This is a genomic window from Amycolatopsis sp. NPDC004772, assembly GCF_053601215.1.
Window position 1 is genome coordinate 57,730 of the sequence record NZ_JBSGBK010000002.1, and the last position, 13,811, is coordinate 71,540.

A 13,811-nucleotide genomic window follows, 5' to 3' on the forward strand; every position below is an offset into this window, starting at 1 on the left:
GGTAAGGCGGGTTAGAACCCGCCTTACCACTCACGACAGGCGGGTGCGGACCCAGTCGTGGAACGCGCCGATGTGGTGCTCACTGGGCACGAGCACACCCCCGTTGGCGTACGACCGCGAGTCCATCGCGAGCTGGCAGCGTTCGCACGCCTCGAAGTCCTGCAGGTTGACCCGGTGGAACAGCTCGACCGACCGGCTCAGGTCGCGGCCCGAGGAAACCACCTCGGGCAGGTACAGCCAGTCGCAGCGGACCAGCGTCCGGTCCGGGGCCAGCGGGAACATCCGGTGCAGGATGACGTGGTCCGGGACGAGGTTGACGAAGACGCCCGGCTTGATGGTGATCGCGTAGTACTTGCGGTCCTGCGCTTCGGTGACGCCGGGGAGGCGGTCGACGCCTTCGCTGCCGTCGACGGTGAAGCCCTTGATGTCGCCGCCGAATTCGGCGCCGTGGCCGACGTAGTACTGCGCGGCGTACCCGTCGGCGAACTCCGGGAGGACCTCGGTGAGCTCGGGGTGGATCGTCGCGCAGTGGTAGCACTCCATGAAGTTCTCGATGATCTGCTTCCAGTTCGCCTTCACGTCGTACTCGATGCGCTTGCCCAGCGCGAGGCCGTCGATGCCGTAGGCGTCGATCTCGGTCGGGCCGCCGAGCCGTTCGGTGACGGCGCCGATCACGGTCTCTTCGAACGACGGCGGCTCGCCGGCCAGGCAGACCCAGGCGTAGCCGAGCCATTCCCGCAGGTGGACCTTCGTCAGGCCGAACTCGGTGCGGTCGACGTCCGGCATGCCGGTGAGGTTCGGCGCGGCGATCAGCTTGCCGTCGAGGCCGTACGTCCAAGCGTGGTACGGGCACTGGAAAGCGCGCTTGACGGTACCGGTTTCGGACGTGCAGAGCCGGGCGCCGCGGTGGCGGCAGACGTTGAGGAACGCGTTCAGCTTGCCGTCCCGGCCCCGCGAGACGAGCACGCTCTCCTTGCCGATCTGGACCGTCTCGAACGCTCCCGGCCCGGCGAGGTCGGCGCTGCGCACGGCGCAGAACCAGTCCGCCTCGAAGATCTTCGCCTGTTCGGCCGCGAAGATCGCCGGGTCGGTGTAGGCGGCGCCGGGCAGGGTGGCGAGCAGGCTCGGCGGGAGATCGATTGCGGTCACCGGCGTGGTCCTCTCCGCGGATCAGTTCGGGAGTAGTTGCGCAGAACGCGTCTTGTTGCTCACTCCGGAACAGAGTGACTGCCGTCCCGACCGCCTGTCAACCCAAGCTTTTCAGTGCCCCGCCACGGCTTTCACCCACACGGCGGGACGAAACCCGTAACTCGCGTGATCAGAACCCGCACTCGCGTGATTGGGGACGTAACTCGCGAGTCACGTCCCCAATCACGCGAGTCACGTCCCCAATCACGCGAGTCACGTCTTCAATCACGCGAGCGCGGAGTTGCGGGGCCGTCGATGGCGCGGCGGAAGAGGGTTTCGATCTCGTCGCGGGTGGGGCGCGGGTCGGCCAGCGCGGCTTGCATGAGGAGGCCGCAGAACAACCCGGCCAGGAGACGGCCGGTGAGCGGGTCCGTCCGGGAGCCGAAGAACGCGATCAGGGCGTCGTCCCAGGCCGCGCTCGCCTTCCGCAGCGCCGGCCGGTGCAGGGCCGCGACGTACAGGTCGTACTCCACGACGGTGTCCCGGTACTGCTCGTTGATGTAGCCCATCACCAGGTCGGCGAGCGCGGCGGCGAAGTCGGCGTCCGGCGGGAGCGCGGACTCCCACTCCTTCAGCGCGTGGACGTTCTTCTCGGCCGCCTCGTGCAGGGCGACCTCGAGGAGGTCGTCCAGGGTCGCGAAGTGGTAGGTCGTCGAGCCGAGCGGGACGCCGGCCGCGGCCGCCACCGACCGGTGCGTGACGCCGTCGATCCCCCGCTGCGCGACCACCTCGATCGCCGCCTGGGCGATCCGCGCGCGCCGCTCGGGGTCGTTCGGACCGCGGCGCCGCGTCGCGCCGGGTTCGCTCTTCGCCATCGAGCCCCCTTGTGGACATCTGTACACACTTCGCGTACAAATGTACGCACTCTCGACGCGAAGCAGCCACTACCGCTCCGGGAAGGGCCGCATGTTCGATGTGCTCAACCCCGCCACCGGCCAGGTCCTCGAGACCCTCGCCGAGGCGGGCGACCAGGAGGTCGGCGCCGCGGTCGAAGCTGCCCGAACGGCCTTCGACCAGGGTCCCTGGCGTCGGACCACCGCCGGCGAACGCGCCCAGCTCCTCCGCAGGACCGCCGATCTGCTGGTCCGCGACCGCGAGGAGCTGGCCCGCACCGAGAGCCTCGACACGGGCAAGACGCTCGGTGAAGGCCGGATCGACATCGACGACGTGACGAACGTCTTCCGCTACTACGCCGACCTCGCCGACAAGGAGGCCGGACGCCTGGTCGACGCGGGCAGCGCGACCGTCGTCAGCCGGATCGTGCACGAACCGGTCGGCGTCTGCGCCCTCATCGCGCCCTGGAACTACCCCCTGCTCCAGATGTCCTGGAAGGTCGCGCCCGCCCTCGCCGCCGGCAACACCGTGGTGCTCAAACCCAGCGAAGTCACCCCGCTGACCACGATCAAGCTCGTCGCCCTGCTGGAAGAAGCGGGCGTGCCGGACGGTGTGGTCAACCTTCTGCTCGGCGACGGCCGCGTCGGCGCGGCGATGGTCGAGCACCCGGGCGTCGACCTGGTCTCGTTCACCGGCGGCTACTCGACCGGCGAGAAGATCATGACGGCCGCCGCGAAGGGCGTCCGCCGGGTCGCCCTCGAGCTCGGCGGCAAGAACCCGAACGTCGTCTTCGACGACGCCGGCTACGAAACCGCCCTCGACTACGCCCTGATGGCGGCGTTCGTCCATTCCGGACAGGTCTGCTCGGCGGGCGCCCGGCTGATCGTCCAAGACGGAATCCACGACCGGTTCGTCGCGGACCTCGCCGCGCGCGCCGACCGCATCCGCGTCGGCGACGGCCTGGACCCGGCGACCGAGACGGGCCCGCTCGTCTCCGCGCAGCACCGGGCCAAGGTCGAGGGTTACCTCGAAAGCGCTCTCAAGGACGGCGCGACGCTGCGAGCGGGTGGCAAGCGTCCCGAAGGACCCGAGTACGAAGGCGGTTTCTTCCTGCGCCCCACCGTGTTCTCCGACTGCACCAGGGACATGACGATCGTCCGGGAAGAGGTCTTCGGCCCGGTCGTCACCGTGGAACGGTTCACCGACGAGGCCGAAGCCATCGCGCTGGCCAACGACACCGAGTACGGGCTCGCCGGAGCCGTGTGGACGTCGGACGCGTCCCGCGCCCAGCGGGTCGCCGGGGCCCTGCGCCACGGCACCGTGTGGATCAACGACTACCACCCCTACCTGCCGCAGGCGGAGTGGGGTGGTTTCGGCAGATCGGGCATCGGCCGCGAACTCGGGCCGTCCGGGCTGGCCGAGTACCAGGAGAGCAAGCACATCTACCAGAACATCGATCCCGCTCCGCAGCACTGGTTCAAGGGCTGAACCCACCCCTTCCCCCACCACGTGAGGACGCACGCGATGACCACTCAGGAAAAACCGGCGGGCGGGGGGCCTGCTCCGGACGACAGCTCCGAACTCGAGAAGTTCGGCTACCGCCAGGAACTCGAGCGCTCGCTCGGCTCGTTCTCCAGCTTTGCCGCCGGGTTCAGCTACATCTCGATCCTGACCGGGGTGTTCCAGCTCTTCTTCTTCGGCTTCGGGTCGGGTGGCCCGGCCTTCATCTGGACCTGGCCGCTGGTCTTCATCGGCCAGTTCGCCGTCGCCCTGTGCTTCGCCGAGCTCGCCGGGCAGTTCCCGCTCGCCGGCTCGGTGTACCAGTGGGCCAAGCAGATCGCGAAACCGGCGACGTCGTGGCTGGCCGGCTGGATCATGATCATCGGCGCGATCGTCACGGCGGCGGCCGTCGCGGTCGCCTACCAGATCATCCTGCCGCAGGTCTCGACCGCGTTCCAGATCGTCGGCAGCGACGAAGACGCCGGTCTGACGTCGACCCCCGGCGGCGCGCAGAACGCCATCATCCTGGCCCTGGTGCTGGTCGTGTTCGCCACGATCGTCAACATCATCGGCGTCAAGCTGATGGCGAAGATCAACAACTTCGGCGTCGCGGTGGAGCTCGGCGCGAGCATCCTCCTCGTGATCGCGCTGGCCATCCACATCAAACGCGGCCCCGGCCTCGTGTTCGACACCGCCGGCACCGGCGAGGGTCACTCGTTCGGGTACCTCGGGGCGTTCCTGGTGGCGTCGTTGATGAGCGCGTACGTCTTCTACGGCTTCGACACCGCGGGCTCGCTGGCCGAGGAGACCACCCAGCCGCGGCGGCACGCGCCGCGCGCGATCCTGCGCGCCATCACCGCCGCGTTCATCGTGGGCGGGCTGATCATGCTGTTCGGCATGATGGCCGTCGGCGACCTGAGCGCCAAGGAGCTGAGCACGTCCGGAATGCCGTACCTGCTGAAGAGCACCCTCGGCGAAGGGCTCGGCGACGCCTTCCTGATCTGCTCGGCGATCGCCATCACCGTCTGCTGCCTGGCCGTGCAGACCGCGGCGATCCGGATGACCTGGGCGATGGCCCGCGACGGCCGGCTGCCGTTCAGCCGCGCGATGGCGAAGGTGTCGCCGCGGTCCAAGACGCCGGTGCTGCCCGCGCTGCTGACCGGCGGTCTCACCGTCGTCGTGCTGCTGATCAACCTCGGCAACCAGCGGGCGTTCTTCATCCTGACCTCGACGGCGATCATCCTGTTCTACATCCCCTACCTGATGGTCACCGGCCCGATGCTGGTGCGGCGCCTGCGCGGGCACTGGCCGCGGCCGGAGCACGGGCCGTACTTCAAGCTGGGCCGCTGGGGCACGCTGGTCAACCTGGTCGCGGTGCTCTACGGCGCGGCCATGACGATCAACCTGATCTGGCCCCGCGCCGAGGTCTACGGCGACGACCACTGGTACTTCCAGTGGGGCGCGGTGATCGTCACCGGGCTGATCGTGATCATCGGTGCGATCATGCTCTACGTCCGGCGTCGCACCTGGGGCTCGTCGCACACGAGCCCCGAGCACATGCCCGACAACGCCCCGGATTCGCTGCCTGGCTGAGGAGGCTCCATGAGTTCCGATACCTACGACTTCGTCATCGTCGGCGGTGGCTCGGCGGGCTGCGCGCTGGCGAACCGGCTCTCGGCCGACCCCTCGAACAAGGTCCTCGTCCTGGAGGCGGGCCGGTCGGACTACAAGTGGGACGTCTTCATCCACATGCCGGCCGCGCTGACCTTCCCGATCGGGTCGAAGTTCTACGACTGGGGCTACCGCAGCGAACCCGAGCCGTACATGAACCGGCGTCGCATCTACCACGCGCGCGGCAAGGTGCTCGGCGGGTCGTCGAGCATCAACGGGATGATCTTCCAGCGCGGCAACCCGATGGACTACGAGCGCTGGGCGAGCGATCCCGGGATGTCCACTTGGGACTACGCGCACTGCCTGCCGTACTTCAACCGGATGGAGAACTGCCTCGCCGATCCGCCGGACGGGCCGTGGCGCGGCCACGACGGCCCGCTCGAACTGGAGCGCGGCCCGGCGTCGAACCCGTTGTTCCAGGCCTTCTTCGACGCCGCCGAGCAGGCGGGCTACCCGCGCACCGACGACGTCAACGGCTACCGGCAGGAAGGGTTCGCCGCCTTCGACCGGAACGTCCGGAAAGGACGGCGGCTGTCAGCGGCGGGCGCGTACCTGCACCCGGTGCTGGACCGGCCCAACCTCACGGTGAAGACGCACGCGTTCGTGTCGCAGATCCTCTTCGACGGCACGCGCGCGGTCGGCGTCGAGTACGCGCAGGGCCGGGGCGTGCCGGGCGAGGTGTACGGCAAGGAGATCATCCTCTGCGGCGGCGCGATCAACAGCCCGCAGCTGCTGCAGCTGTCCGGCGTCGGGAACGCGGCGGAGCTGGAGAAGCTCGGCATCGACGTCGTGAAGGACCTGCCGGGCGTCGGCGAGAACCTGCAGGACCACCTGGAGGTGTACATCCAGTACGCCTGCAAGCAGCCGGTGTCGATGCAGCCGTCGCTGGCGAAGTGGAAGCGGCCCTACATCGGCGCGCAGTGGCTGTTCCTGCGGTCCGGGCCGGCCGCCACGAACCACTTCGAGGGCGGCGGGTTCGTCCGGTCCAACGACGAGGTGAAGTACCCGAACCTGATGTTCCACTTCCTGCCGGTGGCGATCCGCTACGACGGCTCGGCGCCCACCGAAGGGCACGGCTACCAGGTGCACGTCGGGCCGATGTACGCCGACACCCGCGGCTCGGTGAAGATCACCTCGACCGACCCGCGGCAGCACCCGGCGATCAAGTTCAACTACCTGTCGACCGAAACCGACCGCAAGGAATGGGTCGAAGCGGTGCGGGTGGCGCGGAAGATCCTCAACCAGTCCGCGCTCGACCCGTACAACGGCGGGGAGATCTCGCCGGGGCCGTCCGTCGAGACCGACGAAGAAATCCTCGACTGGGTGGCGAAGGACGCCGAAACGGCGTTGCACCCGTCGTGCACGACGAAGATGGGCGTGGACGACATGTCCGTCATCGACCCGCAGAGCATGCGGGTGCACGGCACCGAAGGCCTGCGCGTGGTCGACGCGTCGGTGATGCCCTACATCACCAACGGCAACATCTACGCGCCGGTGATGATGACCGCCGAGAAGGCCGCCGACCTGATCCTCGGCAACACCCCGCTCGCCCCGATCAAGACGCCGTTCTACCGGCACGGGGAGAACTAGCCGCCACCGCCGTCGCGCCCGTGCCACCATCCCCGGCACGGGCGCCGCGGCGTGCCCGGATACCCGTTATCCGGTAACGAAAACTACCGGGGCGTACCCCCTTGACGCACCCCGTCACCGGACTCAGACTTGTTGCGTATCGCAGTTGATGTTCCCCAATGCGCAACTTTTCCCGGAGGCGTCATGATTCGCGCGTGCACGGTGGACGAGCTGCCCCCCGGCGAGTCCGTCCGGATCCCCGGACCGCCCGCCATCGCGGTGTTCCGCACCGAGGAGGGCGAGCTGTACGCCATCGGCGACACGTGCACCCACCAGGACGCCTCCCTGGCCGACGGCTGGCTCGAAGGCTGCTTCGTCGAATGCCCGCTGCACGCGGCGCTGTTCGACCTGCGCACGGGCATGCCGACCTGCCTGCCGGCGAAGGACCCGGTGCCCACGTACGCCGTGGTCGTCGAAGAAGGCGTCGTCTACGTCCAGGGCGTGGCCGGCGAGGACGCCGCGTGAAGCGGATCGCGGTCGTCGGCGCGTCGCTCGCCGGGGTCCGCGCGGCCCAGGAGCTGCGCGCGCAGGGGTACGACGGCGGGATCGTGCTGATCGGCGACGAGGTGCACCTGCCCTACGACCGGCCGCCGCTGTCCAAGGGCTTTCTGGCCGGGACGGCGTCGCGGGAGTCCCTCGACCTGCTCGACGCCGGTGACCTGGCGTCGCTGGCCCTGGACTTCCGGCTCGGTGTCCGGGCGACGGCGCTGGACCCGGCCGACCGGCGCGTGCTGCTGTCGGACGGTACGTCGGTGCACGCGGACGGCGTCGTGATCGCCACCGGCGGCCGCGCGCGCACGCTGCCGGGCTTCGAGGGCGCGTTCGTGCTGCGGACGCTCGAAGACGCTCTCGCGCTGCGCGCAGCGCTGGTCCCGGGCGTCCGCGTGGCCATCGTCGGAGCCGGGTTCATCGGGGCCGAGGTGGCGTCGACCTGCCGGTCGCTGGGCCTCGACGTGGTCGTCCTGGAAGCGCTGGCCGCGCCGCTGGCACCGGTGCTGGGCCCTTCGCTGGCCGCGGTCTGCGCCCGGCTGCACCTCGACCACGGCACGGACCTGCGCTGCGGCGTCCAGGTCACCGGGCTTTCCCCGGCCGGCGTCTCGCTGGCGTCCGGTGCGGTCGTCCCGGCCGACGTGGTGGTGACGGGCGTCGGGATGACGCCGTCGACCGAGTGGCTCGAAGGGTCGGGTTTGAAGGTCGGCAACGGCGTCCACACGGACGAAGGACTGGTCACTTCGCTCCCGCAGGTGGTGGCGGCCGGGGACGTGGCCCGGTACGGCGGGCGGCGGCACGAGCATTGGACGAACGCCTCGGAGCAGGCCCCGATCGCGGTGGCCAACCTGCTGGCCGGGCACACCGCGCGGACGTACGCGCCGAGCGGGTACGTCTGGTCGGACCAGTATTCGGGGACGTTGCAGCTGGCCGGCCACCCCCGCCCGGACGACGAGCTCACGTTCGTGGAAGGCGACCCTGCGTCGACCTCGTTCGTGGCGACGTTCTCCCGCGACGGCGCCACGGTGGGGGTCTTCGCGCTGAACAACGCGAAGCTGTTCAACCGCCTGCGCCGCCAGGCCCTGCGCCGCCCCGAGTTTCAACCGGCGGTTCAAGGATAAGCTTCAGGGGCATGGAGCTGGATCTCGACGAACTGCGGGCCTTGACGAGCTGGGCCGCCGCCTGCGCCGAACGCGTGTTGCCGCTGATCCCGGACGACCCCCGCCCGGCCGCGGCCATCACGGCGGCCCGGGAGTTCGCCGCGGGCGGCCCGCGCACCAAGGCCCTGCGCTCGGCGGCGTGGGCAGCACTGGCGGCCGCGGGCGCGGCCCCCGACCCGGCGGCTTCGGCGGCGGCGCGGGCCGCGGTCGGCGCGGCGGGCGCGGCGTACCTGCATCCGCTGGAGTCGCCGCACCAGGTGAAGCACATCGTGGGCCCGGCCCAGCAGGCGGCGCTGGCGCGCGAGCTGGCGGGCGGCTCCGCCGAGGCGGAGGTCGAGTGGGCGCTTTCCCAGGCCCCACCGGAGGTCCGCATCCTCCTGCAGAAGTTCCCACCGGGCAAACCGGGCAAAACCCGCCTCGGCGAGTTGCACCGCCGACTGGAGTCCGCCCTCCGCGACTGAACCGCCTACAGCGAGAGGTCGTCCAAGTCGGACTCCAGCCTGGCTCGCCAGGTCCACCGTCGTTCCGTCGTGTCCGCGTCCTCGCCCGCGGGCGGGCCCAGCGGCAGAGCCGGGTCGGCGACCCCGAACGTCACCCGGTACGCCAGGACCGACGCGGCCGTGCGGATCCAGGCGTCACCCGACGTCCCCGACGGCGGCGCCACCCCCAGTGCGTGCCCGAACCACGTCGGCAGCAGCGCGTTCGAACCCAGCGCGTCCGTGATCCGCGTCCGCAACCGGACCTGCAGGTCGTGCCACGCGCGCTCGGCCCGCTCCAGCTGCGGGACCACGCGCGCCTCGACCGCGTCCGCCTCGCGCAACGCCAGCCGCGCCTTCTCCGCCGCCGCCGAGGCCGCCGGGATCTCCTCGTCCAGCAGCGTCCGGCGCCGCGTCGACAACGCCCGCAACGACGACTCCGCGTCGCCCCGGGCCCGGGACGCTCGCTCCGTCGACGCCAGGACGCGCACCACCTCCAGCAGGTCGGTGTCGCACCGGGAAAGCGCCGACCGGACCGCGTCGAGGTGCGCGATCTCCTCCGCGTACCGCGCGCGCTGCTCCTTCGTGACCAGCTCCTTGTGCAGGTCGTCCCAGCGCGCCGCCTCCGCCGCGAGGGCCCGCGTCTCCGGGCCGACGTCGTCGAGGTTCACCTGCGGGACGCCGTCGGACACGCGGACCGCGCGCTCCAGGACGCGGACCTGCTGCTGCAGCCGCTCCAGCTGCCGGCCGAGGCGGTCGATCCGGTCGTCCTGGCGGTCCGGGCCGCCGCTCTCGAGCCGCTCGGTCAGCTCGGCGACGTCCTGGCCCAGGCGGTCGCCGGCCTCGCGCAGCCCGTCGACCGCCGTGAACAGCTCGTCGAGGTCGCGCCGGGTCGGGTCGACGGCGTCCGGGTAGTCGTACTCCTGCGTGAACTCCGGGTCGTCGCCGTAGGTCGCGTAGCCGTGGCTCATGGCGTCCGGCTTTCCCGCCACAGCAGCGCGATCGTGCCCGCGGCGCCCAGTGCCGCCAGGACCGTGCTGACCACCGTCCCGGACCACGGGACCAGGGCGAAGACCAGCACCACCGCCGTGGCGCTGCCCGCCCACGCCGCCCGGGTCCGCTCGCGGATCACCGCCCCGGCCCGGCGGACCGGCGCGAAACCGACCCACAGGCCCGCGCCGAAGAGCGGGACCAGGACCAGCAGCCACCCCGGCGAGAGCACCTCGAACAGCACCAGTGCCGCGGCGACCAGCGGCACCAGCACCGGCGCGGCCGCGAGCCAGACGACCGCACGCTGGGTCGCCGCGTGCCGGGATTCGAGCTCGGCGTCGGCCAGCCGCCGCTCGGCCTCGTCGAACGCCACTTCGGCGTCGAGCAGCCGGTGGGCGTTCGCCACGAGCTCGTCCATCGCCTCGACGTCCCCGGGCGGGGTCGCGAGCCCGTCCCGCAGGTCCTGCTTGAGCCGGGCGACGCGCCCCTCCGCGAGGTCGCGGTCGTGCTGGGCCGGTGTCGTCACGCGACCACTGTAAGTGCCACGGCCGTCACGACCGGCCAATGCGCCCGGTGCGTCTACAAATCACCGAGGGCGGTGACCGGCGACTCCACGCAGTCGGCGACGAACCGCAGGAACCCGCCCGCCGTGCCGCCGTCGCAGACGCGGTGGTCGAAGGCCAGCGTCAGCTCGCAGATCTTCCGCGCCACCAGGGCGCCGTCGACGACCCACGGCCGGTCGATGATCCGGCCGATGCCGAGGATGGCCGCCTCGGGGTGGTTGATGATCGCGGCCGAGCCGTCGACGCCGAAGACGCCGTAGTTGTTGACGGTGAAGGTGCCGCCGGTGAGGTCCGCGGGCGCGAGCTTGCCCTCCCGCGCGGTGCGGGCGCGCTCGCCGATCGCCGCCGACAGGTCCCGCGTCGACAGCGCCCCGGCGTCCCGCACCACCGGCACGACCAGGCCGCGGTCGGTCTGTGCAGCGAAGCCGAGGTGGATCTCGTCCAGCAGCACGATCTCGTCGCCCTCGACGCGCGAGTTCAGCTCCGGGTATTTCTTCAGCCCCGCGACGGCGAACCGCGCGATCAGGCCGAGCAGGCTGACCGGCCGGTCGCTCTTGGCGTTCAGCGCGGCCCGCGCGGCGACCAGCCCGGTCGCGTCGACGTCCACCCAGACCGTGGCCTCGGGGATTTCGCGCCGGGACGTCGAAAGCTTGTCGGCGACGGCCTTGCGCACGCCGGTGAGCGGGATGCGCCGGCCCTTCGAGCCGGTCTTCTTCAGCGCCGCTTCGACGTCGGCGCGGCGGATGATGCCGTCCGGACCGCCCGGGGTCACCTTCGCGAGGTCGATCCCGTTGTCGGCGGCCAGTTTCCGGACGAACGGCGAGATCACGCCGGGCTGCTTCGGCCGCGTGGGCGCGGTGACGCTCACCGGACGCCGGGCCCGCTTGCGCCGGGTCGTCGGCGCGGTGCCGTAGCCGATGAGGACGTTGCCGCTCCCGGAAGAGGTCGTCACCCCCGGCTCGGCGAACCCGCCGACGGTCAGCAGCGGCGCGCCGACCGGCAGCAGCTGCCCCGGCTCGCCGTGCAGCGCGGACACCACGCCGGCGAACGGCACCGGCACTTCGACGGCCGCCTTCGCCGTCTCGACTTCGACGACGACCTGGTCGACGGCGACGGTGTCGCCGATCTTGACCCGCCAGTCCACGATCGCCGCCTCGGTCAAGCCTTCGCCGAGGTCCGGCAGCAGGAAGTCAGGCACCGGCCACCACCGGCGTGTCGTCCCACTGCAGGCGCGCGATCGTGTCGAGGATCCGGTCGACGTCGGGCAGCTGGTGGCGCTCGAGCTTCGGCGCCGGGTACGGGATGTCGAGCCCGGTGACCCGCAGGACGGGCGCGTGCAGCTGGTGGAAGCACTGCTCGGTGACCCGCGCGACGACCTCGGCGCCGTACCCGCCGAAGCCGGCGGCCTCGTGCACCACGACCGCCCGCCCGGTGCGGCGGACCGAAGCCGTGACGGTCTCGTCGTCGAACGGCGCCAGCGAACGCAGGTCGACGACCTCGACGTCCCAGCCCTCGGCCTTCGCCGCTTCGGCGGTTTCCAGTGCGGTGGCGACCATCGGGCCGTACGCGATGAGCGTGACGTCCTTGCCGTGCCGGCGGACCAGGGCCTGGTCCATGGCCGGGCCGGAGCGGGTGAAGGTGACCTCTTCGCTCGACCAGTAGCGGCACTTCGGCTCGAGGAAGATGACCGGGTCGGGCGATTCGATGGCGTCGCGGAGCAGGTCGTAGGCGTCCTGCGCGGTGCCCGGCGTGACGACGCGCAGGCCGGGCGTGTGCGTGTAGTAGGCCTCGCTGGAGTCGCAGTGGTGCTCGACGCCGCCGATGCCGCCGGCGTACGGGATCCGGATGACCATGGGCAGGTGCAGCGCGCCCCGGGTGCGGTTGCGCAGCTTCGCGACGTGCGAGGTGATCTGCTCGAACGCGGGGTAGGCGAAGGCGTCGAACTGCATCTCGACGACCGGGCGGAAGCCGCCCATGGCCATCCCGACGGCGAACCCGACGATGCCGGACTCGGCCAGGGGGGTGTCGAAGCAGCGGTCCTCGCCGAAGTCGGCGGTGATGCCGTCGGTGACGCGGAAGACGCCGCCGAGGGTGCCGACGTCCTCGCCGAAGACGAGGACGCGGTCGTCGTCCTTGAGGGCGTCGCGCAGGGCGGCGTTGAGGGCCTGCGCCATGGTGGTCGTCATCAGGCCTCCAGTTCGGCTGCGAGGGCCGCCCGCTGGGCTTCGAGCTGGCGGGTCGGTTCGGCGTAGACGTGGTCGAACAGCGACAGCGGGTCGAGCTCGGGCTCGGCGTTGAGGGTGTCGCGGACGGACTGGGCGAACACCTCGGCGTCGGCCGCGAACCGCTCGATTTCGGTGTCCTGAAGGACGTTCCGGCTCTTGAGGTAGGTCTCGAGCCGCTTGAGCGGGTCCGCTTCGCGCCACTTCGCGACTTCGTCGGCGTCGCGGTAGCGGGTGGCGTCGTCGGCGTTGGTGTGGGCGTCGATGCGATAGGTGTGCGCCTCGACGAGGACGGGGCCGCGGCCTTCGCGCGCGTGCTTCACGGCGTCGTCGAGGACGGCCAGCACGGCGACGGCGTCGTTGCCGTCGACCTGCTCGGAGCGCATGCCGTAGCCGACGCCCTTGTACGCCAGCGCTTCGGCGGCGCTCTGCTTCTCGAAGGGCACCGAGATGGCGAAGCGGTTGTTCTGCACGAAGAAGACGACGGGCGCCTTGAAGACGGCCGCGAAGTTGAGCGCTTCGTGGAAGTCGCCTTCGCTGGTGGCGCCGTCTCCGATGAACGCCAGCGCGACGGCGTCTTCGCCACGTCGCTGCATCGCGTGCGCGAGGCCGGCGGCGTGGAGCGTCTGCGTCGCGAGCGGAGTGCATTGAGGCGCTACACGCGTCTCGACCGGGTTGTAGCCGCAGTGCGCGTCGCCGCGAAGGAGCGTCAGGACTTCGCCGGGCTCCAGGCCACGGGCGACGAGGGCGACGGAGTCGCGGTAGGTCGGGAAGAGCCAGTCCTGGGTGTCAAGGGCCAGCGCGGCGGCGACCTGGCAGGCTTCCTGGCCGGCGCTGGAGGGGTAGACGGCGAGACGGCCCTGTTTGGTGAGCGCGGTCGCCTGCACGTCGAACCGGCGGCCGAGGACCATCAGCCGGTAGGCCTCCTTGAGCCGCGCTTCGGCCGGTTCGCCGTAGCCGCCGGCTTGGTCGGCACGGCTTCCGTCCTCGGCGACGAACCGCACCGGGGTAGCGGACGGCAGCAGGGTCTCCACAGCCATGACGCGCACCACCTCTCCCAGACATATGATGCTGAAATGGTGGTTCGCG

General features: G+C 71.0%; 13 protein-coding genes. 6 read left to right on the plus strand and 7 right to left on the minus strand.

All coding sequences use genetic code 11. From position 1 onward, the window contains the following. Positions 1-30: 30 nt before the first annotated feature. Both ACWEF6_RS01540 and ACWEF6_RS01545 read right to left on the minus strand, forming a co-directional pair. Positions 31-1,149, minus strand: a complete 1,119-nt coding sequence (locus tag ACWEF6_RS01540; RefSeq protein ID WP_449681080.1) for an aromatic ring-hydroxylating oxygenase subunit alpha — start codon at positions 1,147-1,149, stop codon at positions 31-33. Between the two features lie 260 nt (positions 1,150-1,409). After that, positions 1,410-2,003, minus strand: coding sequence for a TetR/AcrR family transcriptional regulator (locus tag ACWEF6_RS01545; RefSeq protein WP_449681081.1), 594 nt, complete (start codon positions 2,001-2,003; stop codon positions 1,410-1,412). Between the two features lie 40 nt (positions 2,004-2,043). Between ACWEF6_RS01545 and ACWEF6_RS01550 the strand changes: the two genes are divergently transcribed. The 6 genes from ACWEF6_RS01550 to ACWEF6_RS01575 all read left to right on the plus strand — a co-directional run bounded on the left by ACWEF6_RS01550 (position 2,044) and on the right by ACWEF6_RS01575 (position 8,932). Then, entirely contained in the window at positions 2,044-3,510 is a 1,467-nt protein-coding gene (locus ACWEF6_RS01550; RefSeq protein WP_449681082.1) for an aldehyde dehydrogenase family protein, read from the plus strand. A gap of 36 nt (positions 3,511-3,546) precedes the next feature. Then, on the plus strand, positions 3,547-5,115 hold the full coding sequence (locus tag ACWEF6_RS01555; protein ID WP_449681083.1) for an amino acid permease: 1,569 nt from the start codon (positions 3,547-3,549) through the stop codon (positions 5,113-5,115). 9 nt (positions 5,116-5,124) lie between these two features. After that, entirely contained in the window at positions 5,125-6,783 is a 1,659-nt protein-coding gene (gene betA, locus ACWEF6_RS01560) for a choline dehydrogenase (protein WP_449681084.1), read from the plus strand. Positions 6,784-6,966: 183 nt separating this feature from the next. Beyond that, complete coding sequence (locus ACWEF6_RS01565) at positions 6,967-7,287, plus strand: bifunctional 3-phenylpropionate/cinnamic acid dioxygenase ferredoxin subunit (protein WP_449681085.1); 321 nt, start codon at positions 6,967-6,969, stop codon at positions 7,285-7,287. Continuing rightward, positions 7,284-8,432 carry an NAD(P)/FAD-dependent oxidoreductase gene (locus tag ACWEF6_RS01570; RefSeq protein WP_449681086.1) on the plus strand — a complete coding sequence of 383 codons (1,149 nt, stop codon included), beginning with the start codon at positions 7,284-7,286 and terminating at the stop codon, positions 8,430-8,432. The genes ACWEF6_RS01565 and ACWEF6_RS01570 overlap by 4 nt, the downstream gene beginning before the upstream one ends. 11 nt (positions 8,433-8,443) lie before the next feature. Then, positions 8,444-8,932 (plus strand): putative immunity protein, encoded by a 489-nt coding sequence (locus ACWEF6_RS01575; RefSeq protein ID WP_449681087.1) that lies wholly within the window; start codon positions 8,444-8,446, stop codon positions 8,930-8,932. 5 nt (positions 8,933-8,937) lie between these two features. Here ACWEF6_RS01575 and ACWEF6_RS01580 read toward each other — a convergent pair whose 3' ends face one another. Genes ACWEF6_RS01580 through pdhA form a run of 5 tightly spaced genes read right to left on the minus strand, consistent with a single transcriptional unit; the run spans position 8,938 to position 13,762 of the window. Further along, positions 8,938-9,939 (minus strand): hypothetical protein, encoded by a 1,002-nt coding sequence (locus tag ACWEF6_RS01580; protein WP_449681088.1) that lies wholly within the window; start codon positions 9,937-9,939, stop codon positions 8,938-8,940. Beyond that, positions 9,915-10,463 (minus strand): hypothetical protein, encoded by a 549-nt coding sequence (locus ACWEF6_RS01585; protein WP_449681089.1) that lies wholly within the window; start codon positions 10,461-10,463, stop codon positions 9,915-9,917. Before ACWEF6_RS01585 ends, ACWEF6_RS01580 begins: the two co-directional genes overlap by 25 nt. A 53-nt stretch (positions 10,464-10,516) precedes the next feature. Beyond that, complete coding sequence (locus ACWEF6_RS01590) at positions 10,517-11,698, minus strand: dihydrolipoamide acetyltransferase family protein (RefSeq protein WP_449681090.1); 1,182 nt, start codon at positions 11,696-11,698, stop codon at positions 10,517-10,519. Continuing rightward, complete coding sequence (locus tag ACWEF6_RS01595) at positions 11,691-12,686, minus strand: alpha-ketoacid dehydrogenase subunit beta (protein WP_449677927.1); 996 nt, start codon at positions 12,684-12,686, stop codon at positions 11,691-11,693. Before ACWEF6_RS01595 ends, ACWEF6_RS01590 begins: the two co-directional genes overlap by 8 nt. Further along, the gene (pdhA, locus tag ACWEF6_RS01600; RefSeq protein WP_449681091.1) at positions 12,686-13,762 is read right to left on the minus strand and encodes a pyruvate dehydrogenase (acetyl-transferring) E1 component subunit alpha; all 1,077 of its coding nucleotides are present in this window, start codon (positions 13,760-13,762) and stop codon (positions 12,686-12,688) included. The genes ACWEF6_RS01595 and pdhA overlap by 1 nt, the downstream gene beginning before the upstream one ends. Positions 13,763-13,811 lie beyond the last annotated feature (49 nt).